Origin of the sequence: Proteiniphilum saccharofermentans (assembly GCF_900095135.1) — a bacterium.
Classification (GTDB): Bacteria; Bacteroidota; Bacteroidia; order Bacteroidales; family Dysgonomonadaceae; genus Proteiniphilum; species Proteiniphilum saccharofermentans.
In genome coordinates, this window is sequence record NZ_LT605205.1 from 497,937 (window position 1) to 522,209 (window position 24,273).

21 protein-coding genes and 1 tRNA gene are annotated in these 24,273 nt (G+C 43.3%); 17 read left to right on the forward strand and 5 right to left on the reverse strand.

Annotated elements, in window-relative coordinates; genetic code table 11:
- Positions 1–128: 128 nt before the first annotated feature.
- From PSM36_RS01870 to PSM36_RS01925, 12 genes are all read left to right on the forward strand, one after another.
- Positions 129–1,538 (forward strand): DUF4374 domain-containing protein, encoded by a 1,410-nt coding sequence (locus PSM36_RS01870; RefSeq protein WP_076931982.1) that lies wholly within the window; start codon positions 129–131, stop codon positions 1,536–1,538.
- Positions 1,539–1,628: 90 nt separating this feature from the next.
- Entirely contained in the window at positions 1,629–2,483 is an 855-nt protein-coding gene (locus PSM36_RS01875) for an alpha/beta hydrolase (RefSeq protein WP_076928544.1), read from the forward strand.
- Positions 2,484–2,893: 410 nt separating this feature from the next.
- Positions 2,894–4,006: a TlpA disulfide reductase family protein gene (locus PSM36_RS01880; RefSeq protein ID WP_076931983.1), complete on the forward strand. Its 1,113-nt coding sequence runs from the start codon at positions 2,894–2,896 to the stop codon at positions 4,004–4,006.
- A gap of 465 nt (positions 4,007–4,471) precedes the next feature.
- Positions 4,472–5,284 carry an MlaE family ABC transporter permease gene (locus tag PSM36_RS01885; RefSeq protein ID WP_083710886.1) on the forward strand — a complete coding sequence of 271 codons (813 nt, stop codon included), beginning with the start codon at positions 4,472–4,474 and terminating at the stop codon, positions 5,282–5,284.
- Between the two features lie 6 nt (positions 5,285–5,290).
- Complete coding sequence (locus PSM36_RS01890; protein WP_076928545.1) at positions 5,291–6,025, forward strand: ABC transporter ATP-binding protein; 735 nt, start codon at positions 5,291–5,293, stop codon at positions 6,023–6,025.
- Between the two features lie 24 nt (positions 6,026–6,049).
- Positions 6,050–7,108 (forward strand): MlaD family protein, encoded by a 1,059-nt coding sequence (locus tag PSM36_RS01895; protein ID WP_076928546.1) that lies wholly within the window; start codon positions 6,050–6,052, stop codon positions 7,106–7,108.
- 191 nt (positions 7,109–7,299) lie between these two features.
- Positions 7,300–8,397: an N-acetylmuramoyl-L-alanine amidase family protein gene (locus tag PSM36_RS01900; RefSeq protein WP_076928547.1), complete on the forward strand. Its 1,098-nt coding sequence runs from the start codon at positions 7,300–7,302 to the stop codon at positions 8,395–8,397.
- A 15-nt stretch (positions 8,398–8,412) separates the two neighbouring features.
- Positions 8,413–9,306 (forward strand): MlaD family protein, encoded by an 894-nt coding sequence (locus PSM36_RS01905; protein WP_076928548.1) that lies wholly within the window; start codon positions 8,413–8,415, stop codon positions 9,304–9,306.
- A 355-nt stretch (positions 9,307–9,661) separates the two neighbouring features.
- Entirely contained in the window at positions 9,662–11,068 is a 1,407-nt protein-coding gene (gene dnaA / locus PSM36_RS01910; RefSeq protein ID WP_026327449.1) for a chromosomal replication initiator protein DnaA, read from the forward strand.
- Positions 11,040–12,320 carry a metallophosphoesterase family protein gene (locus PSM36_RS01915; protein ID WP_083710887.1) on the forward strand — a complete coding sequence of 427 codons (1,281 nt, stop codon included), beginning with the start codon at positions 11,040–11,042 and terminating at the stop codon, positions 12,318–12,320. Before dnaA ends, PSM36_RS01915 begins: the two co-directional genes overlap by 29 nt.
- A 60-nt stretch (positions 12,321–12,380) precedes the next feature.
- A complete protein-coding gene (locus PSM36_RS01920) occupies positions 12,381–12,995 on the forward strand; it encodes a ribonuclease HII (RefSeq protein ID WP_076931986.1) in 615 nt (204 codons plus the stop codon).
- Between the two features lie 267 nt (positions 12,996–13,262).
- Complete coding sequence (locus PSM36_RS01925) at positions 13,263–13,808, forward strand: hypothetical protein (protein ID WP_076928549.1); 546 nt, start codon at positions 13,263–13,265, stop codon at positions 13,806–13,808.
- Positions 13,809–13,923: 115 nt separating this feature from the next.
- On the opposite strand, the gene PSM36_RS01930 is transcribed toward PSM36_RS01925, so the two are convergent.
- Positions 13,924–16,059, reverse strand: a complete 2,136-nt coding sequence (locus PSM36_RS01930; protein ID WP_076928550.1) for a Tex family protein — start codon at positions 16,057–16,059, stop codon at positions 13,924–13,926.
- 72 nt (positions 16,060–16,131) lie between these two features.
- Between PSM36_RS01930 and radA the strand changes: the two genes are divergently transcribed.
- Positions 16,132–17,499 (forward strand): DNA repair protein RadA, encoded by a 1,368-nt coding sequence (radA, locus tag PSM36_RS01935; RefSeq protein ID WP_076928551.1) that lies wholly within the window; start codon positions 16,132–16,134, stop codon positions 17,497–17,499.
- Between the two features lie 58 nt (positions 17,500–17,557).
- Positions 17,558–17,628: transfer RNA gene (locus PSM36_RS01940), tRNA-Cys, on the forward strand.
- A 62-nt stretch (positions 17,629–17,690) separates the two neighbouring features.
- Here PSM36_RS01940 and PSM36_RS01945 read toward each other — a convergent pair.
- Positions 17,691–18,038 carry a sll1863 family stress response protein gene (locus tag PSM36_RS01945; protein WP_076928552.1) on the reverse strand — a complete coding sequence of 116 codons (348 nt, stop codon included), beginning with the start codon at positions 18,036–18,038 and terminating at the stop codon, positions 17,691–17,693.
- A 155-nt stretch (positions 18,039–18,193) separates the two neighbouring features.
- Between PSM36_RS01945 and PSM36_RS01950 the strand changes: the two genes are divergently transcribed.
- The 3 genes from PSM36_RS01950 to pgeF are packed head-to-tail and all read left to right on the forward strand — an operon-like array spanning position 18,194 to position 20,748.
- Positions 18,194–18,769, forward strand: a complete 576-nt coding sequence (locus PSM36_RS01950; protein WP_019541207.1) for an adenylate kinase — start codon at positions 18,194–18,196, stop codon at positions 18,767–18,769.
- A gap of 2 nt (positions 18,770–18,771) precedes the next feature.
- The gene (gene obgE / locus PSM36_RS01955) at positions 18,772–19,920 is read left to right on the forward strand and encodes a GTPase ObgE (protein WP_076928553.1); all 1,149 of its coding nucleotides are present in this window, start codon (positions 18,772–18,774) and stop codon (positions 19,918–19,920) included.
- A gap of 9 nt (positions 19,921–19,929) precedes the next feature.
- Entirely contained in the window at positions 19,930–20,748 is an 819-nt protein-coding gene (pgeF, locus tag PSM36_RS01960; protein ID WP_076928554.1) for a peptidoglycan editing factor PgeF, read from the forward strand.
- 83 nt (positions 20,749–20,831) lie between these two features.
- Here pgeF and PSM36_RS01965 read toward each other — a convergent pair whose 3' ends face one another.
- From PSM36_RS01965 to rsfS, 3 genes are all read right to left on the reverse strand, one after another.
- The gene (locus tag PSM36_RS01965) at positions 20,832–21,407 is read right to left on the reverse strand and encodes a superoxide dismutase (protein ID WP_026327638.1); all 576 of its coding nucleotides are present in this window, start codon (positions 21,405–21,407) and stop codon (positions 20,832–20,834) included.
- A 343-nt stretch (positions 21,408–21,750) separates the two neighbouring features.
- Positions 21,751–23,847 carry an ATP-dependent zinc metalloprotease FtsH gene (gene ftsH, locus PSM36_RS01970; RefSeq protein WP_076928555.1) on the reverse strand — a complete coding sequence of 699 codons (2,097 nt, stop codon included), beginning with the start codon at positions 23,845–23,847 and terminating at the stop codon, positions 21,751–21,753.
- Positions 23,848–23,903: 56 nt separating this feature from the next.
- Positions 23,904–24,263: a ribosome silencing factor gene (gene rsfS / locus PSM36_RS01975; protein ID WP_076928556.1), complete on the reverse strand. Its 360-nt coding sequence runs from the start codon at positions 24,261–24,263 to the stop codon at positions 23,904–23,906.
- Positions 24,264–24,273: the final 10 nt, after the last annotated feature.

Sequence of the window (24,273 nt, forward strand, 5' to 3'; positions counted from 1 at the left end):
TACTTAAATAATTAAATATTATCAATTAAAACTAAAATAATATGAAACGAGCATCTGAACTATTTGCACAAAAGAACATGATTATTGCGAGTTCCATACACCGTAATAAAAAGAATATAATAAATCGTATGAAACGTTCTAAATTGTATTTGATTCCAGCATTATTGATGGCTGGATTGTTATTCTCTTCCTGCGATAACGATATTCCGGAACCAGATGATGGAAACGGGGATGAAGTTTCAGAGAGTTATGTTATTGCCGCGTTGGATGGAACTACTACTGTTGCCAATTACCTATTAACTTCCGGTGGGCTGGATAACGGCACAATTACAACCAAGGATAATAATAATGCACATGAGACAGATCCCGGGACTTACTGGGTATATTACCAGGATAAATATTTATTCCGTTTAGTATATAACCAAGGAAATGCGGGTATCAGTTCTTCCTATATTCTGGACGGTCAGGGAAAGGTGAAAGAGCGTAACAACACGTATGAAATAAAGCGGTTTACCTCTTACGGAACTTATAAAGACTATATCATCACTTCTTCGACAAACGATTTAGGTACAGATCTTGCCGATGAAAATGGTTATCTGCCAAAAGGGTTCCAGTTCTCTTATCTCGATGTGGAGAAAGAAACCTATAACTCTAATCAACAAGTAATGCTGGCTGAGAACTACTTGGGTAACGGTGAATTTATTACCCTGGCAGGCCTCCTTGAATCCGGTAATAAAATCTATTCGGCACCGATCCCTATGGGATTGAGCCAATACGGAGTGAAAGCCGAAGGTGGAAAATATGTGAAATATCCCGAACTGGTGAAAACGGAAGACGGCGGATCTGCCAGTAGTGCATACAAAAAAGGAGAACTGCAATGGACGCAATATCCCAATGAAGCATGGATCGCCATTTATGACAACGAGAAAATGGAAAATCCGAAATTGATCAAGACCGATAAGATCAGTTATGCTACCGGGCGCCATCGGTCTCAGTATTATCAGATGGTATGGGCGGCCGATAACGGAGATGTGTATGTCTTCTCACCCAGTTTTGCCAAGACGATGAAGGACAATGTACAGAAGACTACTTTGCCTGCAGGTGTGGTCCGTATTAAAGCGGGAGCCGAAGAGTTTGACAGTGACTACTATTATAATCTAGAAGCGCAAACCAATGGTAACTCTTTTCTGCGTACCTGGCATATCGGCGACGATTATTTCCTGTTGCTGATGTATGATGAGCCGTTCCACGATAACTTTGATGCTACTAATACGCCTGCATCACGTTTGGCTATCTTTAAAGGTGAAACCGGAAAGCTCACTTATGTAACCGGCTTGCCCGATCCCGATAAGATCAAGGGATTTGCCAATACTCCCTACGTGGAAAATGGAACGACCTATATTGCAGTTACTACTACCGACGGCGTTTCTCCAGCAGTGTACAGCATCAATCCGCAAACAGCGACAGCAACCAAAGGACTTACGGTACAAGCCACTGAAATTGCTGCTATCGGTAAACTGAAAGTGTCAGGTAACTGATACCGGCATACATATTTTTATTATTCCTCCCGCTTTTGTGATTTGAACGAATGGCGGGGGGAATAGTTATATTCAGAGAATCTGTATGATATGAAGACCATTCTTCTCTTATTACTTCTTTTTACTATTTATCCTGTTCAGGGACAACCGAGCCAGGTGATAACCCCTATTGAAGAATCTGCAAAACAGTTATTTGATTTGGAACAACATGACTTGATTTACAACGAGAGAGAATATCGTCTCTATATAGCACAACCGTCTGGTAGCGGGCAGACTTCCCATCCGGTACTTTATATGCTGGATGGGAACGGCCAGTTTCCCATGCTGATAAATGCCGTAGACGAAGTTTCGGAAAATACCCCGCTTATTGTGGGTATTGGCTATCCTTCGTTACAGGCATACCCTAAAGAGCGTACCCGGGATTATACGATCCCCATTGAAGGAAATGTCGAGGGAGGAGGGGCCGAAGATTTTTACAGATTTATTGTTGATAAAGTAAAGCCTTTTATTGAAGCGAATTATGCTATGGATACCACACGCCAGACATTGTGCGGACATTCTCATGGAGGGCTTTTTACACTTTATGTGATGTTTAATCACACCCGGAGTTTTCAACATTATCTGGCTGCCAGTCCGTCTATCTGGTGGGGAGAGGGGGCAATAGTGCCGGAACACAGACCACTCTTTTCTCATATTCCTCATTCAGTGACTATTACACTGGGAGAGTATGAGGAGAATCCCGGTTTGGATCCGTCCAGAAAGAATTTAGCACCGGAGATATTGAGAAAAAAAGAGCAGCGAAAGGGTGGTATCTCTTCCCGGGAGCTGGCTGTGATCATTGCAGAAGAAGTTCCGGACTGCCGTTTTATTCTGTTCGAAGGTAAAAATCATGGCAGTTCAATCCCGGAATTCCTTAAAGAGGCGGTGCGTGTTGCAGGAGAATAATTTCAAATTTAAGATTTAAGATTTAAGATTCAAAATTTAAGATTTCACTACGTTGATTATTAATTCAGAATTTTGCAATTCATTGGTAATTAGTAATTATTAATTAGTAATTAATTTACAAACAATATATTATCCGGTATATGCAACCCTTTTTCAACATGAGAGCATTGGACAAATTGGCTGATACAAGCCAGGGATAATGCCGATGGCTTTATTTCAACGGTCATATCTGTTGGTTTGTTCGGATTCTTTTTTTTGCTACGCATAACTTGCCTTCTGATTTATCTGGTAAGATTAGAACGCTTGCAAAGACCCTTTATTGTAACAGGTTGAAAAAAAACGCAAAAAACACTTTTCATCAAACCATTTTACATATCTTTGCTGTGATTTAATTATAAAAAAGAATGAAAATGAGAAAACTAGTTTATCTTTTTATTGCTGTTGGCGCACTTTTGTCGTGTCAGAATAACAATAAATATACAATCAAGGGTACTGTAGCCGGTGACGCTTATGAAGGAACCAACGTTTATTTGCAGCAAATGACGGAGAATGCAATGGTGGCAACTGATACGGCTATTATCCAAAATGGGGCTTTCTCTTTCTCGGGAATGGCCGATACCACGGGGCTTCGTTTTATCGCACTGGATGAGACTGTAAATCCGCAACAGGAAAGCAGAATACCGGTATTGGTAGAACCGGGCAAACTGGAAGTGACTTTCGATACCGTAGTTACTGTAAAAGGTACAAAAATAAATGATGCTTATACCAATTTCAGGTTGCAACAAAGAGAACTGGTACAAAATATCAGAGGTATTATAGGACAATTCAACAGCGAAAATGCAGCAGGTACAATGACTGAAGAGCGGGATGCCGAATTGCAACAATCTTACGAAGAAATCAGTAAGCAATTGACCGATCTCAATTTCAATTTTATCAAGGATAATATTGATAATAAACTGGGAGAATTTGTTTTTCAAAACTCTTCTTCCATGTTTGAGGCAGAACAGCAAAAAGAAATCCTTGATCTTGCCAGCGAAGAATTCAAATCCACAGAGAGGATTCAGCGTGTAATAAAGAGACTTGAAAATCTTGAGAATGTGGCTGTGGGTAAGAAATTTGTTGATTTTACTTTAAAGGATACTGAAGGAAATGACATCTCTCTCTCCGATTATGCCGGTAAAGGGAATTATGTCTTGGTCGATTTTTGGGCTGCCTGGTGCGGACCTTGTCGCCAGGAGATGCCTAATGTTGTTGCGGCATATGACAAATATAAAGCAAAAGGATTTGAGGTGGTAGGCGTATCACTCGATCAGGAGCATGATCGTTGGGTGCAGGGAATCAAAGATTTGAATATGACCTGGCCGCAAATGTCCGACCTGCAGTACTGGGATAGCCCGATAGTGGATCTGTACGCTATACAGGGAATACCCCATACAGTACTTCTTGATAAAGAAGGCAAGATTATTGAAAAGAATTTAAGAGGGGAAGCGCTGGATGCTAAATTGGCTGAGTTGATGCCTTAACAGAGCGGGTATAAACCCTATATGCCGCTTCACCGGGAACCGGTAAAGAAAAGAGTCTGTCTCAATAATACATTTGAGGCGGGCTCTTTTTTTATATTCATAATTTAGGTTTAACCCAAGGTATGATGTATGTGCAGGTATCGTGAAACAAATGTATTCTTTTTATTGTTCTAATAGAAATTCTAATATGCTATAAATATCAATGGTTTACTAAAGTTAGATATTTTAATTTTGTTTTACTATTCCAAGTTTTATTGCACTATTCGTTTATCGAGATAGTTGCTTAAATAGTTCCATACACAGAAATGTAAAAGTATAATAATCATATGAAACGAGCATGAACATCATCACACACAAGATAATGATTAAAGCGAGTTGCCTCCGGCTAAGATTTTAAAAGAAGTCGGCGATTTCGCTTCGCTCAATTGTCATACAATACATTTGAAAATAAATAATTTTAATCGTATGAAACACCTCAAAGTGCGTCAATTAGCACCACAAAAAATCCGTATAAAAGAAGAAACCCGACATTTTTATAATGGACTTTTTATTGATTTGGGAGAGTTGGTCATTTTTTCTATAAACGTAATAAAGCAATTTTTTCGTCCACCTTTTGAGCATAAAGAATTGATAAAACAAGGGTTTCTACTGGGGAATAAATCTTTCGCCCTGGTAAGTGTTACCGGTTTTATAATGGGATTAGTATTAACCATGCAAATGAATCCGGTTTTAGCGGATTTTGGCGCTCAAACTTTATTGCCGAGTGCTATTTCTGTAGCGATGGTGCGTGAATTGGGACCGGTAATAACAGGACTTATTTGTGCTGGGAAAATGAGTTCCGGTATTGGAGCTGAGATTGCAGCCATGAGAGTAACCGAACAAATAGATGCCATGGAAGTTTCGGGAACGAATCCTTTGGGTTTTGTGGTGGCTACCCGTGTGTTGGCAACAACCGTAACCGTTCCTCTTCTGGTTATTTTTGCCGATGCATTCAGTTTTTTTGGGGCATTTCTTGCTGTAAATGTTTTCGAAGATACTTCCTCTACCTTGTTTATTGACAGAGCTTTTGCCATGCTTGGCTTCCGGGATCTGATCCCGGCTACTATAAAAACAGTCTTCTTTGGTTTCTTTATCGGACTGATAGGTTGCTATAGAGGTTATAATGCAGGGATAGGAACGGAGTCGGTCGGAAGTGCCGCCAATTCAGCGGTAGTGGTGGCTTCTCTTACTATTTTCGTGATAGACCTGATTTTTGTTTTAATCACCAATATTCTCTGATTTTGTATGGAAAGGGCAGAAGTAATTGTAGTAAAGGAGTTATATAAATCTTTCGGGGATAAGCATATTCTTCAGGGGATTGATCTTACGCTGCATAAAGGTGAGAATTTGGGTATTGTGGGCAAATCGGGCACGGGAAAATCGGTACTTACAAAATGCATAGTGAGATTAATAGAGCCTGACGCGGGTGAGATCAATGTACTTGGAACCGATGTCCTGGCTTGTAATAATATTGAACTGAACGAGATAAGGAAAAAGGTGGGTTATCTTTTTCAGGGAGGTGCGTTGTATGATTCAATGAGTGTAAGGGAAAACCTGCTTTTTCCGATAAGAAGAACCCAATTTATAGATAAAAAACAAGATAGTGAAGAATTGGTAGAAAGATCTTTGAGGAGTGTAGGCTTGTTGGATGCCATAGACAAGATGCCGGCAGAATTATCGGGTGGAATGAAGAAAAGGATAGCTTTGGCAAGGACCCTGATATTAAGGCCTGAGATTATTCTGTATGATGAGCCGACCACCGGTTTAGATGCTGTGACATCAGGAGAGATCAGTGAACTTATCCTCAAAATAAAGGAAGAATATAATACTGCCTCTATTATTATTACCCACGATATGAAATGCGCCAAAATAGCTACCGATACAATCAGAATCATGAAAGAGGGTGTTTTTGTTGTGGAAGGTACGTACGATGAGCTAAGCAGGAGTGCGGATAAAGAAATACGTGATTATTTTATATAGTAATAAAACAGATAACAGACAGTTATGAAGAATACAAAAAAAGCTTTACGCTTAGGTATTTTTGTCGCTGCGGCATTAATTTTATTTGTTGTAGCCGTATATTTAATAGGGAGTAAGGGAAACTTGTTCAGTCCTACCAAGGATGTATTCTCATCATTTAAAGATATACGGGGCCTCGTGGTGGGAAACAATGTCAGGTTTGCAGGCATCAATGTGGGTACGGTGAAAAATATCCGCATTATATCCGATACCTCTGTTGTGGTAACGATGTCAATACGTGAAGATTATTCAAAGTATATTTATAAGAACTCCAAAGTACAGATCGGACAGGAAGGTCTGATGGGAGGAAAGATCGTACTGATCTCTTCCGGAACCCCCGAAACGGGCGTAATTGAGGAGAATGACTACCTGGTCGTGGCTGAAGGATTGGATATACAGGGGATGATTGCCCAGGCCCAGACGATGCTTAGGGAAGCTACCCAAACAGTATCGCACCTTAATTCGGTCACTGATAAGATTAATGAAGGGGACGGGGATATAGCCCGTTTGCTGAATGGGAATGATTTAACTACGCAGTTGGGCATTGCCACCCGTAAATTGAATAACTCAATGTCCGATGTAAATGAAATAACGAGGAAGGTAAGCAGTGGACAGGGAGATTTAGGTAAGCTGATTAACGATGATGCCATTACAGGCCAGTTGTCAGGAATCATGAAGGACCTACATGCCACTTCCGTAAAAGCCAACGCAGTTGTTGAAGAATTACAGCAGACAGTGCATGCTATAAATTATGGAGAAGGTGTTTTACCCCGCTTACTTCACGACAAAGAATTAGGATTGAGTGTGGATACGGCTTTAACAAGAGTGGACCAGGGTGTTTTTGAGGTTACCAGGGCAGCCGAGACCATAGCAGACAGTTGGATTTTCAGGTTGTTTTCAAAAAAGAAAAAAGATACCAACAATCAGTCCCAACCTGTAACCACAAAAAGACAGCCCAAAGAGTTTGAAGTTCAGCCGGGAGATACCATAATAGTCCCGGTGAATGAATCGGCTGATCCCGAAATAAAAAGAAGTAAAAATTGAATCGGTGGACACTTTTATATAAAGTGATTGCCTTAAGGTTAAATCTGAAAGAGCTTTTGGGTTTGAATTTAAACGCTATGAAGGTTTATTTCATGTTAAATTCTTTCAAAGTTGGATAAATTCATCTGGCGCGTGCCCTGAAACTGTTTTCAATACAAAATTTATATCTACTTTTGCAAAAAGCAATTGGTATGGCATTACACAGAAAGCAGTTATTTTTTCTTTTTTGGATTCTGATGCCGGCTTTGTTTGTTACAGTACAGCCGCTACCTGCTCAAACCAGGAAATTTACTGTTGTGATTGATCCCGGTCATGGGGGTAAGGATCCCGGAGCTGTAGGATCGAGTTCCAAAGAGAAGGATATTGTACTGTCGGTAGGTCTGAAGCTGGGGAAGCTCATCGAGAATAATCATCCCGATGTAAATGTCGTATATACACGAAAAGACGACCGGTTTGTGGAGTTGAATCGGAGAGCCGCGATTGCCAATAAGGCACATGCCGACCTGTTTATCTCGCTTCACTGTAATGCTCTCGACCGCAGGAGAACATCTCCACAGGGAGTGGAGACTTTCGTGTTGGGGTTACATAGGAGCAAAGACAACCTGGATGTTGCAAAGGCGGAGAACTCGGTGATTATGTACGAGGAGGACTATTCAGTCAAGTACGAGGGGTTTAATCCTAATGAGCCGGAGTCTTATATTATTTTTGAATTCATGGCCAACGAGTTCCTCGACCGGAGTGTTTATTTTGCTACTATGGTACAGAACCAGTTGGTTACCAATTCAAAGAGGATCAACAGAAATGTCCGTCAGGCCGGATTTCTCGTTTTGAGAGAGGTGGCTATGCCAAGTGTACTCGTGGAGTTGGGATATATCAGTAACAGGGAGGAAGAGAAATACCTGAAGAGCGGGAGCGGTCAGAGTTCGCTCGCTGCAAGTATTTATAATGGCTTCAAAGAGTATAAGCGGGAGTATGATAAGAAGAGTTATGTGTTTACTAACGGTGGAGCACAATATCCGCAGTCCCAGGGGAGCCAGCTGTCACCTGAAGCGGTGAGTGGAAAAGAATACAGGGTTCAGTTTCTTACTTCATCCCGGAAGTATGAGAACGGTGCTTCGGTGTTCAAAGGGTTAACCCCTGTCGACTATTATACCGATGGTAAGACTTATAAATATACATATGGACGCACAACCAATCCAGAAGAAAGCCGGAAATTATTGAGTAAGGTGCGGAAGAATTTCAAAGATGCCTTTATTATCGAGTTCGAAAACGGAGAACGCGTGAAATAAACAGATTTTCAATATATGAGAACCAAATTAAGTAGGAATGCTCTTATCGGACTGGCTTTTATTGCCAGCCTTGTCATGATTTATTTCGGGATCAATTTTCTGAAAGGGATGAATGTTCTCAAAAAACAGAATCAGTATTATGCCCTGTTTGATGACGTATCGAAGTTATTGATCTCATCACCTATCTATGTGAAAGGTTATCAGATAGGGCTGATCAATAAGATAGAGATGGTGAGTGATGATCCGATGCGTTTCTCCGTGGGGCTTAACCTGTCGGAAGATATACGGATCCCGAAAGGGAGCCACCTCGAGTATGGTCTCGATCTGTTCGGGGCCTCTACTGTGAATCTCATAATGGCAAAATCCGATGTCTATCTGGAAAAGGGAGATACCCTTACGGGTGGAAAAGAGGCCGGGTTGATGGATGGTGTAGCTACTGTGATGCCTAAGGCTGATTCTATTCTGCTACGGGTAGATTCATTGATCCATTCTCTACAAAAAATCGTGGCCAATCCCGGTTGGGAACAGTCGATTAAAGGGATTGGCAGTACGGTGGAGCAACTCAATAACTCAAGCGCGAGCCTGAACAGGATGATTGGCTCCCTGGAACGGGATCTCCCCGAGATCAGCAGGAATCTTACGTCCGTTTCTTCCGATTTGAAAGAGGTCAGCAAGGAACTGAGTGAGATGGATATGGCGAGCACGTTCGCATCTATCGACGAGACAGTAAATAATCTGAAACTACTGACAGCCAAAATCAATAGTGACGATAATTCTCTTGGGCTGCTGCTGAACGATACGAAACTACATGATAGCCTCAATGTGACAATTGATACGGCAACCAAATTGTTAGAAGATATCCGGCAGAATCCGGATCGTTATTTGACCATACGATTACGTCTTTTCTAGGGGACGGAAGTTTTGAATTGATACTCCTTTGGAAATTTAAATAGAATCATTCTAAATAATGCCTTGTCCGGAAATGGAGGTGAACTCTTTGGTTGATCGAAGCTAAGTAACAATATCGTAACTTTTTGGATAATTGTGGAGTAATTGTAGGGTTTTTATATCCTATTGTCAATCAGTCCTGTTTAATATTGAGTCACTGGTTAATTATCTGATATATAATATTTTGGTTCTATTTTGTTGATAAATAGCGTTTTTTTGGAATGAGAAAAATCCTGACCTGAAGTTTATTTTTTTATCTCGGTTTTTTTTTGAAAATTTGTAATCCGTTTGCGAAAAAAAAAGATCATTTTTACTAATGAATAAAGATTGCCGACTTTTATGGAATAATTGTTTGAATGTCATCCGGGATAATATCCCCGAACCGGCGTTCAATACGTGGTTTTTACCCATTGTTCCGCTAAAGTATCAAGATCATGTGTTTACGGTCCAGGTTCCAAGTCAGTTTTTTTATGAGTATCTGGAAGATAAATACCTTGATCTTATTCAGCATACACTCTACCGGGAAATAGGAGAGGGTACTATCCTCAATTATCGGATACTGGTAGAGACAGAAAATAATACAGCCGTTGAACTCCGGGGGGAGACCAAGTCCTATGCGGGGGGGACGGACAGGAATGCTGCCGGCAAGGTGTCTGCGAAAGTGCCCAGCCCTTTTGACAGAGTGGAGACTTCGGAGTTCGATTCCCAGATCAATTCCAAATATACCTTTCTCAATTTTTTTGAAGGCGAAAGTAATCGCCTTGCTCGTACAGCTGCCGAAGCGGTTGCCTTGAACCCGGCAAAGACGGCGTTCAATCCGCTGTTTGTGCATGGTTATTCCGGTGTGGGAAAGACTCACCTCTGTCATGCCATCGGATCAAAGGTAAAGGAACTTTATCCCGATAAGAAGGTGCTTTATCTTTCCGCCCATCTGTTTAAGGTGCAATATACCGATGCGCGCCGGTTCAATACAATCAATGACTTCATCAACTTTTACCAGAGTATCGATGTACTTTTGATCGATGATATTCAGGAACTCGCGGGATTGGAGAAAACGCAGAACACTTTTTTCCACATTTTTAATCACCTGCATCAGAATAACAAGCAGTTGATTATGACTTCCGATTGTCCGCCTATGGATATGCAGGGGGTGGAAGAGCGGCTGCTTACCCGTTTCCGCTGGGGGCTTACTACCAAGCTGGAGCGTCCCGATAAGGAACTCCGAAAGAAGATCCTTCAGAACAAGGTACTCGCCGATGGACTCATCATCCCGGAAAACGTGATCGAATTTATTGCCGAGAACGTCACTGAAAATGTGCGTGACCTGGAAGGGATTGTGGTCTCCCTGATGGCACATTCCATCATCAATAATCGTGAGATCGACCTGGTGTTGGCACGGCGGGTGGTAGAACAAAGTATTAAATTCGAAAAGAAGCGTATTACTGTGCAGAAGATCCAGGATATAGTGTCTGACTTCTATCATGTGAAAAAAGAGCTTATCCAGTCCGCATCCCGTAAGCGTGAAATAGTGCAGGCGCGCCAGGTGACTATGTATTTTATCAAGAAACATACAGAATTGTCACTTTCACAGATAGGAGCCCAGGTTGGTAACCGCAATCATGCAACCGTACTCCATGCCTGCAATACAGTAAAGGATTTCTATGAAGTAGACAAAGGATTCCGATCCGATATCGATGAAATCGAAAACTTGCTTAATTCATAAAAGAGGAACTATTCTTATTCTTTTTATCCTCTTTCTCGGATATTATGCATCGTCCGGAATTGCCGGAACGGTAAAGGTTGCTGTAATAACTGATATTCATTTTCTTGATAAAAACCTTGTTGCAGAGGGGGAAGCACTCTCTGCATATGAGAGGGCGACTGGTAGAAATATTGCCGATTTACATGCCGTGCTGGATACAGTGCTGGCCGATTTGACAAGGGAAGCGCCTGATTTATTACTGATAACAGGTGATATCACCAATCACGGAGAGAAGCAAAGTCATCTCGGTTTTATAGAAAAACTCCGGTTGTTACAAAACCAGGGAACCCGTATTCTTGTAATTCCCGGTAATCATGATATCAATATCCCCGACACAAAAGCCTATCGGGGTAACAAGGCTACCCCCACCGAAACTATTTCAAAAGAGGAATTCATAGAGCTATATGCACCCTTCGGTTATTCGGATGCATTGAAAAGGGATGAGGCCTCACTAAGTTATCTCGCCGGGATAAACGATTCTCTTTGGTTTCTCTGTTTTGACACCAACCGCTATGAAGAGCATACGACAAAATCTATTACCGGTGGTCGTCTCCTTCCTGAAACAATGGATTGGGCGATTGATATCCTCGACGAGGCAAAAGATAAAGGAATTATAGTGTTGGGAATGATGCATCATGGCCTGGTGGAACATATGCCCTATCAGGCAGCCTTCTTTCCGCAGTATCTGATAGATGGGTGGGAAAAGAATGCCGGTCTTCTTGCCGATGCCGGACTGAAAGTAGTTTTTACAGGACATTTTCACGCCAATGATATCACTATGCATACCTCTTCTGCCGGAAATGTTATCTATGATGTGGAGACTGCTTCGTTGGCACAATATCCTTTTGCCTACAGACTGATGGAGTTGACTGATACTGTCCTTTCCATCGATACCCGTTTTGTGACCTCTCTTCCCGGTAATCCTGACCTGGCAGCGATATATCGCGATAAACTGGAGGCTATAACCCGGCGGGTGGCTAAAAACAGGTTGGAAGAGTTGGGTATTCCTATGTATCAGGAGACTATCGAGGCGCTTACAGATGTGATTGTGAAGTTGAGCCTGATGCATGTGAAGGGTGATGAAAAGTTGGATCCGGAGATGCAGATGGCAATCCGCCTTTTTGCTGACCAGATGGGAAGCGAAGCCGATCCCGAATTGTTCATATTCGATTTTCCGCCGGAAGATAACCGGGTGGTGATACCTCTTCAATAAAGTGAAAAAGTGCCGGGTGGTTTGGTGCCTAAGTGGTGGTGGACAGTGATTGAAAATGGGATGAAACAGTTTGATCCATTAATGATTTGTATGCAACCGGGCCGTTTGGAGGCCGGGTGTGATGAAGCCGGGCGTGGTTGCCTGGCCGGACCCGTTTTTGCCGCTGCGGTGATCTTGCCTGATGATTTTCATTGTGACGGATTGAATGATTCCAAACAGCTTTCGGAAAAAGAACGAGATGAATTACGGAAGATCATCGAAGAAAATGCTTTGTGTCATGCCGTGGAAAGTTGTTCCCCGGAAGAAATTGATGAAATGAATATCCTATGGGCTTCCGTAAAGGCGATGCATCGGGCATTAGCACGTCTGGATATACTGCCTGAATATATTCTGGTAGATGGTAACCGTTTTCGCCCCTTTGGTAGTATACCCCATACCTGTGTGATCAAAGGGGATGCTAAATACCGCTCTATTGCGGCAGCTTCAATCCTTGCAAAAACATACCGTGATGAATATATGAAAGAGCTCCATGAAATCCATTCCGAATACGGTTGGCATCGTAATAAAGGATACCCAACCAAGGCGCATCGTGAAGCGATAAGTCGATATGGAATTACTCCCTATCACCGGAAGAGTTTCCGCCTTACTGAGCAGCAGTTGACATTGGATTTTTAAGTAAATCAGCGAAGCCAAATCCTGAAATTTGAAATTTTGAATTAACAATCTATGTAGTTAAAATCTATGTAATCAAATTGTAAAAGTCTTGGTTCCTGATTCTAAAAATCCCGTTTGTGGAACGCTACATGTAATGCCTTTGAAAGTAAATTATAAAAAGTAGTTTAAACAAAAATTAAAAGTGGTTGTTGTAATAGAAATTGAGACCGAGTTGAATTGTCTCAGAAATTAAATAACATTTATGTAGAATCACTAAAACTTCAAGAAATGAAAAAATTTTTGTTTAGTACTTTATTGGTTTTTGCCTGTTCTGTAGGTGTGGCTACTGCTCAACTTCAAAAAGGTAGTACATTGGTAGGTGGTGGCATCGGAGATTTGAGTATGGGATTAGGTGATGAAAATGTTTTCAATATTACTTTGACCCCGCGTGTAGGATATTTTATCCAGGATAATGTTGCCATTGGAGGTAAGGTAGGCCTTACTTATACGGCACAACCCGGAGAAGATGCCTATGGGTATAATGTGAATGCTTTTGGCCGTTATTATTTCGGGCCGGACGAATTTGACACACTGCTGAAGCAGGGCCGTTGGTTTTTAGAAGCCGGAGCAGGAGTTGGTGGTGCCAGAGGTGTTGATCTCGGTTTTAATGTGAACTTTGGTCCCGGTTATGCCTATTTCCTGACTGAGAATGTAGCTGTAGAAGCGTTGTTGCTTTATAACGGGACGTTTGGAGATGGTAGTTCCAACGGATTATCTTTGAACGTAGGGTTTCAAATATATTTCCCAAAATCGCTATATAAAAATCTCAGATAGAATCTGCGGATCTTAAGGCAGAACCTTTGCGTTATGTCGTATCTGACCCCCAAAAGTTGAACAATGAACTTTTGGGGGTTTATTTTCCTTCTTTTTTGCCTCTTTTCCAGGCCGCTCAGCAATCAGCCTCAACTTTTTTCATGCTTAACTGGATCCGCTTGCGTTCCAAATCGACAGACAACACCCTTACTTTTACATGCTGGTGGAGGGAAACTACATCAGTAGGGCTGGAGACGAAACGGTCAGCCAGTTCAGAGATATGTACCAGCCCATTCTCCTTAATACCCACATCCACGAAGCAACCGAAATTAGTAATATTGGTGACGATGCCGGGTAATATCATTCCTTCTTTCAGGTCGTTAATGGCCCGGATATTGGGGTCAAACTCTAATACCTGAACCTTGGTACGCGGATCCCGCCCCGGTTTCTCCAATTCCTGTAATATGTCTGTAAGTGTCTCTTCACCTACTTTTTCTGTTTTGTATCGGTTGATATCGATGGTTCCGATCAGCGGTTTGTTGCGGATTAATTCTTTCACCGTACATTGCAGGTCTTCGGCCATCTGTTCCACGATCGCGTAGCTTTCGGGATGCACGGCAGAGTTATCTAACGGATTTTCCGCATCCGGAATACGAAGGAATCCCGCACATTGTTCAAACGCTTTTTCTCCCAGGCGCGCTACTTTTTTCAGTTCCTTGCGCGAACGGAAAGGACCGTTTTCCGTGCGCCAATTCACGATATTCTGTGCCAGTACCTCACCCAACCCCGATATATAGGTGAGAAGGTGTTTACTGGCCGTATTGAGGTTCACTCCCACGAGGTTTACACAATTTTCCACGGTCTGGTCGAGAGATCTTTTCAGCTTTGTTTGATCTACATCGTGCTGGTATTGGCCCACGCCAATCGATTTGGGATCGATCTTCACCAATTCTGCCAGCGGGTCACTCAACCGCCGCCCGATAGAGACGGCACCCCTTACAGTCACATCATATTCGGGGAACTCTTCACGTGCTATCTTCGAGGCGGAATAGACCGACGCACCGCTTTCACTTACTACGAATACTTTCACCTCTTTTTCATATCTCAGGCTGGTAATAAAACGTTCTGTTTCGCGGCTGGCCGTACCGTTCCCTATGGCAATGGCATCGATCCGGTAGGTGGAAACCAGTTTTACTACTTTACTTGCCGATTTGGTAAACTCGTTCTGCGGAGGATGAGGGTAGATGGTCTCGTTATGCAGCAGATTTCCCTGTTCATCCAGACAAACCAGCTTGCATCCAGTCCGGTAACCGGGATCGACACCCAGGATACGTTTCTGCCCTAAAGGGGGCGCCAGAAGTAATTGGCGCAGGTTTTCCGCGAAAACAGCGATGGCCGCTTCATCGGCCTGTTTTTTGGAGAGGTTGCCAAACTCCGTCTCTATGGAAGGTTTCAACAGGCGTTTGTAACTGTCGGTCACCGCATCCTCCACCTGATCGGCTGCTTCAGTGTCATTTTTTGCATAGCGCGGTACAAGCCTGTCGAGGCATTTCTCATCATCGGGAGAAATAGATACACGCAGAAATCCTTCGACTTCACCGCGACGAATCGCTAAGATTCGGTGCGACGGACAGCGGGATAACGGTGCGGAAAAATCGAAATAATCCCTGTATTTCTCTCCTTCCTCTTCTTTTCCCTTCACCACTTTTGAGATGATTATCGCGTCACGCGCAAACATATTCCGTACCATTTGGCGTGCATGCGCATCTTCGTTCACCCATTCGGCAATGATATCACGCGCACCTTTCAAAGCAGCTTCCGTATCGGCTACCTTCTCATTGAGATATTGTGTCGCTTTCGCTTCGGGTGAACCGTGGTATTGTGCCATCAACCATTTCGCAAGGGGTTCCAGTCCGTTCTTGCGGGCAATCTCAGCGCGGGTCTGACGTTTCGGTTTATAGGGCAGGTAGATATCTTCGAGTTCCGTGCTGTCCCAGCAATCAGTGATCTTTTTTTCGAGTTCGGGCGTCAGTTTTTCCTGCTCAGAAATCGACTTAAGTACATATTCCTTTCGTTTCTCGAGTTCTGTATACTTTTCATTCAGCTCTTTGATATTGGCGATCTTCACCTCATCCAAACCTCCTGTCACCTCTTTCCGGTAGCGGCTGATGAAAGGGATGGTGGCACCTTCTTCCAGCAGTTTGATACTGTTCTCTACATTTCTGATAGGAATATTCAGTGATTTGGAAATGAGTGTATGAATAACTGACATCTGTAATCGATTTATATGCGCTACAAAAATACAAGAAATTTCTCTATCTTTACCTTTCTAAACAATAACTGCATGGCGAAACTGAAATCTGTATATTTTTGCTCCAGTTGCGGATATGAATCTCCCAAGTGGATGGGGAAATGTCCTGCCTGCGGCGAATGGTCGACTTTTGTTGAAGAACTGGTACGTAAGGATACTGCTTCGAAACAGGAAGATACCCGTTCTTTCGGGGAGGTCAGGAGTGAACCGGTGACTTTGAGCGAGATCAAAGCCGAAGAACTGCCGAGGATCGATATGGATGACGGGGAGTTAAACCGTGTGTTGGGCGGAGGATTGGTGCCTGCCTCCGTTGTGCTGATCGGAGGAGAGCCGGGCATCGGAAAATCGACATTGGTGCTCCAAACTATTTTGAAGCTCTCCGGTGTGAAGTCTCTCTATGTATCGGGTGAAGAGAGCGCAGGTCAGTTGAAACTGCGTGCCGACCGGATCGGTATACAAAATGATGATTGTCTCATCGTGTGTGAGACCAACCTCGATGAAATTTTTAAGCATGTAAGGAAAGTGTCGCCGCAATTGTTGGTTATCGACTCGGTACAGACTATTTACAGCGAAGTGCTGGAATCGTCTCCCGGTAGTATTTCTCAGGTGCGCGAGTGTGCTTCGTTGCTCCTCAAATTTGCCAAACAATCGGGTACACCTGTGTTACTTATCGGCCATATCACCAAGGAGGGCAGCATAGCCGGCCCTAAGATACTGGAACATATGGTGGATGCGGTGTTACAGTTTGAAGGCGATCAGCATTATATGTACCGTATCCTTCGTGGAGTCAAGAATCGGTTTGGAAGTACTGCGGAGTTGGCTATTTATGAGATGAACCGGTCGGGATTGCGCGAGGTGAGTAATCCGTCGGAACTGCTGCTTACCCAGAACCATGATGGCCTGAGTGGTGTAGCTATTGCCGCAGCGGTTGAGGGTGTTCGTCCTTTTCTGATCGAAACGCAGGCTTTGGTAAGTACTGCCGCCTACGGTACGCCACAACGTTCCGCTACCGGATTTGATATCCGGCGGATGAATATGCTGTTGGCTGTGCTGGAAAAGCGGGCAGGGTTTAAACTGGCACAAAAAGATGTCTTCCTTAATATTGCCGGGGGGTTGCGAGTGAGCGATCCTGGTATGGATCTCGCGGTTATCAGTGCTGTGCTCTCGTCCAGCCTTGATATGACAATTGAAAACGAGACCTGTCTCTGTGGAGAGGTCGGTTTGTCGGGTGAGATCCGGCCTGTACATCGTATAGAACAGCGTATTCAGGAGGCCGAAAAACTGGGCTTTTCCCGTATTCTTGTGCCTTTCAACAACCTGAAAGGATTCAATAAGAAGATGAAGATCGATATTCAGCAGGTGAAAAGGGTGAGTGACGCTTTCAGATTATTATTTTCATAGAACATCCTTTTATAAATCAAAAAAATATACTACCTTTGCAGCCTCTTTGATGAGTATTGGTACCTTGGCCGAGTGGTTAGGCACCGGTCTGCAAAACCGTTGACGGCGGTTCGAATCCGCCAGGTACCTCAAAATTAAAAAATCCGGCACTGACCAGTGCCGGATTTTTTCAATATAACTTATAATCTGTATCACGCCTTTGTATCGGCATTATTGTCGTCGCAACATTCTTCGTTTTTTTCCTTTTTGAATGCTTCTGCCACTTTGCCGAAATTTTCTTTCCATGCATCAGCGACCGTAGCAAAGAAACTGCCGGCGCTCTCTTTTACCACGTCCCATTTCGAATCGGCTATCTGTTCATATTCTTCCAGTTTTGAGGCCAGATTATTTTTAATCTCTTTGAGATTCTCCAGGCGGTCACGGTATTCTTCTTTTGCATCTTCCGCAATTTCACCTGCTTTGTCTTCCAATTTCGTGATGTAATCAGCCAATTCGTCCAGTACATCGCGCGTTTTTTGTTTGAATTCTTCTTTTTTCATTGTAGAGAGTGTTATGGATTTAACTTCTACTCTATAAACAGATGACAAAAAAATTAGTTCAACTTCAATTGAATGAGGGAGTATAAAAACGGTGATGGAGCTACAGTCCGGAAAAAAATAAAAATCGTATCTTTGCATCTTAACGAAAAACGAATATGTTGAATATTGTAATTTTTGGAGCTCCCGGATCGGGAAAAGGGACACAAAGCGCGAAATTAGTTGAGAAATATGGACTCAAGCATCTCTCTACCGGAGATATATTGCGCAACGAGATTAAAGCAGACACGGAATTGGGAAAATTGGCGGACTCATATATGTCGAAAGGACATCTTGTTCCCGACGAGTTGGTGATTGATATATTGGATAATCTGATTGGCAAGCATAGAGACGCCAAAGGATTTATCTTTGATGGATTTCCCCGTACGCTTGCCCAGGGCGAAGCGCTGGGTAAGATGTTGGAGAAGCATGGTGAGGCCATAGATGCTGTCCTCAGCCTGGAAGTGGAGGAAGAAGAGTTGATCGACCGCCTGCTGAAACGGGGACAGATCTCCGGCAGGGCGGATGATAACCGTGAAACCATTGAATCGAGGCTGAAAGTGTATCATGCTCAGACCGAGCCGCTCAAGGAGTTTTACCGGACACGCGGCACATTAAAAAATATTGAAGGGGTTGGTTCTATTGATGATATCTTCGGATCCATCGAGAAAGAGATCGACCGGTTAGAAAAATAAAAATGGCAGAAACAAATTTTGTAGATTACGTAAAGATTTTCTGTAGATCAGGAAAGGGTGGACGCGGTTCTGCCCACCTCAGAAGAGAAAAGTATATCCCGAAAGGTGGTCCTGACGGGGGGGACGGGGGTGATGGCGGTAACATTATCCTCCGTGGTAATCGTAACTACTGGACACTGCTTCATTTGCGCTATCAACGCCATATCTTTGCCGGGCATGGCGAAGGGGGATCAAAGGCCCAACGTTCCGGGAAAAAAGGCGAAAGCAAGATTATTGAAGTCCCCTGCGGTACTGTGGCTTATGACGCACATACCGGAGAGTATTTATGTGATATCACCGATGACGGACAGGAGGTGGTCCTTTTGAAAGGTGGGCGTGGTGGTCTAGGGAATGTCCATTTTAAATCGTCTACCAATCAGACACCGCGTTACGCACAACCTGGAGAACCGTATGAAGAACGGTGGATAATCCTTGAGTTGAAGTTACTGGCGGATGTGGGATTGGTCGGTTTCCCGAACGCAGGGAAGTCGACACTCCTTTCGGTTGTCTCGGCTGCGAAGCCGAAAATCGCCAATTACCCCTTTACCACTCTCCAACCCAATTTGGGCATTGTGGAGTATCGCGATGGGAAGTCGTTCGTGATGGCCGATATCCCGGGAATTATCGAGGGGGCAAGTGAAGGAAGGGGACTGGGTTTACGTTTTCTTCGGCATATAGAACGTAACTCTCTATTACTGTTCGTTATACCTGCCGATGCCGACGATATAAAAGAGGAATATCATATTTTATTGAATGAACTCACCCGGTATAATCCCGAATTATTGGATAAGACCCATATTTTGGCCATATCGAAAGCGGATATGCTTGATGAGGAATTGATGCAGGAAATAGCATTGGATCTTCCCGATATTCCCTACCTGTTTATCTCCTCTATTACGGGATATGGGATCCCGGCACTTAAAGATATGCTTTGGCGTGCACTTAACTCGGATGATTATGTGCCGATATCGGCATCACGTGATGCGTTGGTACATAGGAATCTCGATATTTCCAAGTTTGAATTTGATCCGGAAGAGGAACTTTTCGACGATAATTCCGGATCGGATGAAGATGATGGAGATGAGTACAACTACTATGAAGAGGACTTTTAGTATTTGGCAATGAAACCTCATCCCCTGTATAATAACTTGCTTCTGTTCGACCTGTTCGACAAGGAGGAGAATATTACCCATTTCATTACTACCCGGGAGGGTGGAGTGAGTGAAGGCTCTTTTTCTTCCTTTAATATGGGGAACTTCTCGGATGACAGTCCATTGAATATCAGCGAGAATCGGGAGATCCTCGCCCGTATGCTTTATGCCGATATAAACAGGTTTATCATTCCTCACCAGACACACGGGACCAAAGTGCTGACGATTGACAGTAATTTTTTCAGTCTCGACCATGCTTCCGCTATTGAGACTCTGTATGGTGTCGATGCTGTTATTACAAGGGAAAAAGAAATTTATCTTTGTATTACCACAGCTGATTGTGTGCCGGTAATTCTTTATGATAGGCATAATGAAATAATTGCGGCAATCCATGCAGGATGGAAAGGTACTGTAGGACGGATTGTAGAGAAAACCGTCATCGCGATGGAGAAACAATTCGGCTCTTTGCCAGAGGATATGATTGCAGGTATCGGTCCGGCCATTGGAATGTCGAATTACGAAGTAGGAAATGAAGTAGTGGACAGGTTTTATGAGGAGGGGTTCGACCTTACAGATGTCGCCTCTTTCTCCAGAAAAACACCATCCTCCAAATATCATGTCGATCTGAAGGAGATCAACCGGAAGGAACTAATCAGGCTAGGAATAGATGCAGGCTGTATAGAGAAGAGCCCGTTATGTACATTCGATAGGGAAGATATTTTCTTTTCCGCCCGCAGGCAAACTATTCACTCAGGAAGGATGCTTACGGGAATTATGATAAAGAGATGATAAAAAAGAGGGAGTGAATTGTTGATATCCACTCCCTCCCATTCAGTTGACTATTGTGACTTTTACCGGTAGATTGCTTGCAATTAATAACGTGCACTTACCACGTCCCAATCAATTATTTTCCATATTTCCTTCAGGTGATCGGCACGGCGATTTTGATAGTCAAGATAGTATGAATGTTCCCATACATCAAAACCTAAAATAGGAACCAGACCGCTTGTAACCGGATTACCGGCATTACTTTCTTTCAAGATAGAAAGTTTGCCATCCTGGTCCTTTGCCAGCCATACCCATCCCGAACCGAACACGGAAACTCCGGCTGCATTGAATTCTTCTTTAAACTTCTCGAATGAACCGAATTGCTCGTTGATTGCATCTGCCAATTTCCCTTTTGGCTCACCACCGCCGTCTTTTTTGAAAGAGGTGAAGTAAATATTGTGGTTGAGAATCTGTCCCGCATTGTTAAAAATAGCGCCATCACTCTCTTTTACTACTGTTTCAAGATCTGCATTTTCAAATTTCGTACCTACTACCAACTTATTCAGATTATCCACATAGGCCTGATGGTGTTTGCCATAGTGGAGCTCTACTGTCTGTTTGCTGATAACCGGCTCCAACGCATCGGTAGCATAAGGTAATGCTACTTTTTCGAATTTCATGTTTACACTTTTTTTTGTATTGTCATTTTCTTTGTTTTTTGCATTGGAATTATTGCAACTGATTGCCGATAACGCAAATAAGCCTGACAATAAATAATAATGAATTGTTTGCATAAATTTTTTCTTTTTTATTTCGGTATATGAACCCATCATAATCTGTTGATATTAACGATCCATTGATGATTAATTATCATATCATCACATCACTAAATCAACCTTGTTGTCTATTTATAACGAAAAGAATCCGTGAAATGTTCATCCTTGATGAGAATGACCCTTGTTATTTTAGATGAAATAGGATACAAAAAATAGCCTGACCGTAAAAAGCCAGGCTATCAGTTACCTATTCTTCGCTATTTTCATCCGCTCTTTCCTTATTCTCTTGAGAAGAGTCGGGAAAAGGGATCTTCTCATCGGTGTCTATGAATATATGATCTCCGGAACCGTGAGGTTTGGGCGGGAGTTGTATGCCCGAAGAAGATCCTTTCTCATTCTCGAGGATTTCCTGAGAGCGGGATATCCAGGGACGTTTGCCGAATATTTTTTCCAGGTCGTCAGAATAGATAATCTCCCTTTCCAGCAGGATGCCGGCCAATTGGTTGTGCCCTCCCGCTTTATCCGTAAGGATTTGTTTGGCTCTCTCATATTGCTGGTTGATCATTGCTTTCACTTCGTTATCGATCAACTTGGCCGTTTCATCGCTGTATGGTTTTGAGAAAGTGTATTCTTGTCCCGATGAGTCATAGTAACTGAGGTTAGGAAGTTTTTCGCTCATCCCCATATAGGTGATCATGGCGTAGGCTTGTTTGGTCACGCGCTCCAGATCATTCATTGCCCCGGAGGAGATCGATCCTATAAATATTTCTTCGGCGGCCCTTCCTCCGAGGAGAGCACACATCTCATCGAGCATCTGCTCTTTGGTCGTGATCTGCCGTTCTTCCGGCAGGTACCAGGCTGCTCCCAGTGCTTTCCCACGGGGCACGATAGTCACCTTCACCAACGGGTTGGCATGTTCCAGGAACCAGCTTAGCGTGGCGTGTCCGGCCTCATGGATGGCAATGGATTTTTTCTCATTCTGGGTGATGATCTTATTCTTCTTTTCCAGTCCACCCACAATACGGTCGACCGCGTTCATGAAGTCTTCTTTCTCCACGAATTTCTTTTTCTTTCGGGCAGCGATCAGTGCTGCTTCATTGCAGACGTTGGCTATATCGGCACCGGAAAATCCGGGTGTCTGACGGGCCAGGAATTCGACATCCACAGATTCATCTATTTTGATGGGGCGGAGGTGTACTTTGAATATCTCCTTCCGGTCGTTCAGGTCGGGAAGCTCCACGTAGATCTGCCTGTCGAAACGGCCTGCACGCAGCAACGCTTTGTCCAGCACGTCGGCACGGTTAGTCGCCGCGAGGATGATTACCCCGCTGTTTGATCCGAAACCGTCCATTTCGGTAAGAAGTTGGTTCAATGTGTTTTCCCGTTCGTCATTCGATCCGAAATTATTGTTTTTTCCACGGGCACGGCCTACGGCATCAATCTCGTCGATAAATACGATACAGGGCGCTTTCTCTTTTGCCTGGCGGAAAAGGTCTCTTACGCGGGATGCACCCACACCCACAAACATCTCCACAAAATCAGATCCGGAGATGGAAAAGAAGGGAACGTTCGCTTCACCTGCTACCGCTTTTGCCAGCAATGTCTTTCCGGTTCCGGGAGGACCGACCAATAATGCACCCTTGGGTATCTTTCCCCCAAGATTGGTGTAATTATTGGGATTCTTCAGGAACTCTACAATTTCCTGTACCTCCTCCTTGGCTTCGGATAACCCGGCGACATCCTTGAAAGTCACTTTCTGGCTGGAGTCCTTGTCGAACAGTTGGGCTTTTGATTTGCCTACATTGAAAACACCTCCACCGGCGCCGGCTCCACCCTGCATCCTGCGCATCATCCATACCCAAAATACGATGAGCAAAAGAAAAGGAGCAAAAGTAAGTAATATGCCCCAGAGTTCCGATGTTGTGTCGAAGCGTACTTCAATGTCATAGTTTTTTTCGGCCTTTACATTATCTATAAATTCAGATATGGCATCCGTCGAAGGAATCTTTATCAGAATCAGAGGCGTTCTCATTGATTTACCGGCATCATCTCCGAAAACATAATTTACAGACTCCTCTCGGACGATTGCTTCCGCAGTCTCTTTGTTGCTGTACACCACTACGCTCTTCACCCGGTTGTCTCTCACATATTCCTGAAACTCCGACCATTTTACCTCTTTTACAGTAGTATCTTGTCCGAAAAACCACATTCCCATGAGTAATGCCAGTACTACGGCATAAATCCAGTAAGGATTGAATGGTCTCTTGGGATTATTATTGCCACCTATCTTAGGTCGCAGGGTAGGTTGTTTATCCTGTTTATTTTCTTTGTTCGTATTGTTCATTTGGGTGACTCTCTATTTCTTCTGAGTTATTGTAACAATTTTTTGGGAAATAAGTTTTAATCTATGGATGGAATACGTTCTGAATTGGCATCTTCCCAAAGGTTGTCGATATTGTAGAAATTGCGGAGTTCGGGTAGGAATATATGTACAATTATATCACCATAATCCATTGCAATCCATTCAGCAAGCTGTTGCCCATGCACACGGATAGGATCTTCTTTGGTGTTTTTCTTCACAATCTCATCTATTGAATCGGCTAAGGCCGATACCTGGGTGGGTGTATTGCCTTCACAAATTACAAAATAATCACATACAGCACCCGTCATGCCTTTTAAGTGGATAGTACAAATGTTTTTTCCTTTCTTCTCCTGAATTCCTTCAATAATACTTTGTAAGAGTTCGTTTTTTTCTGTCATTCTTTATTTT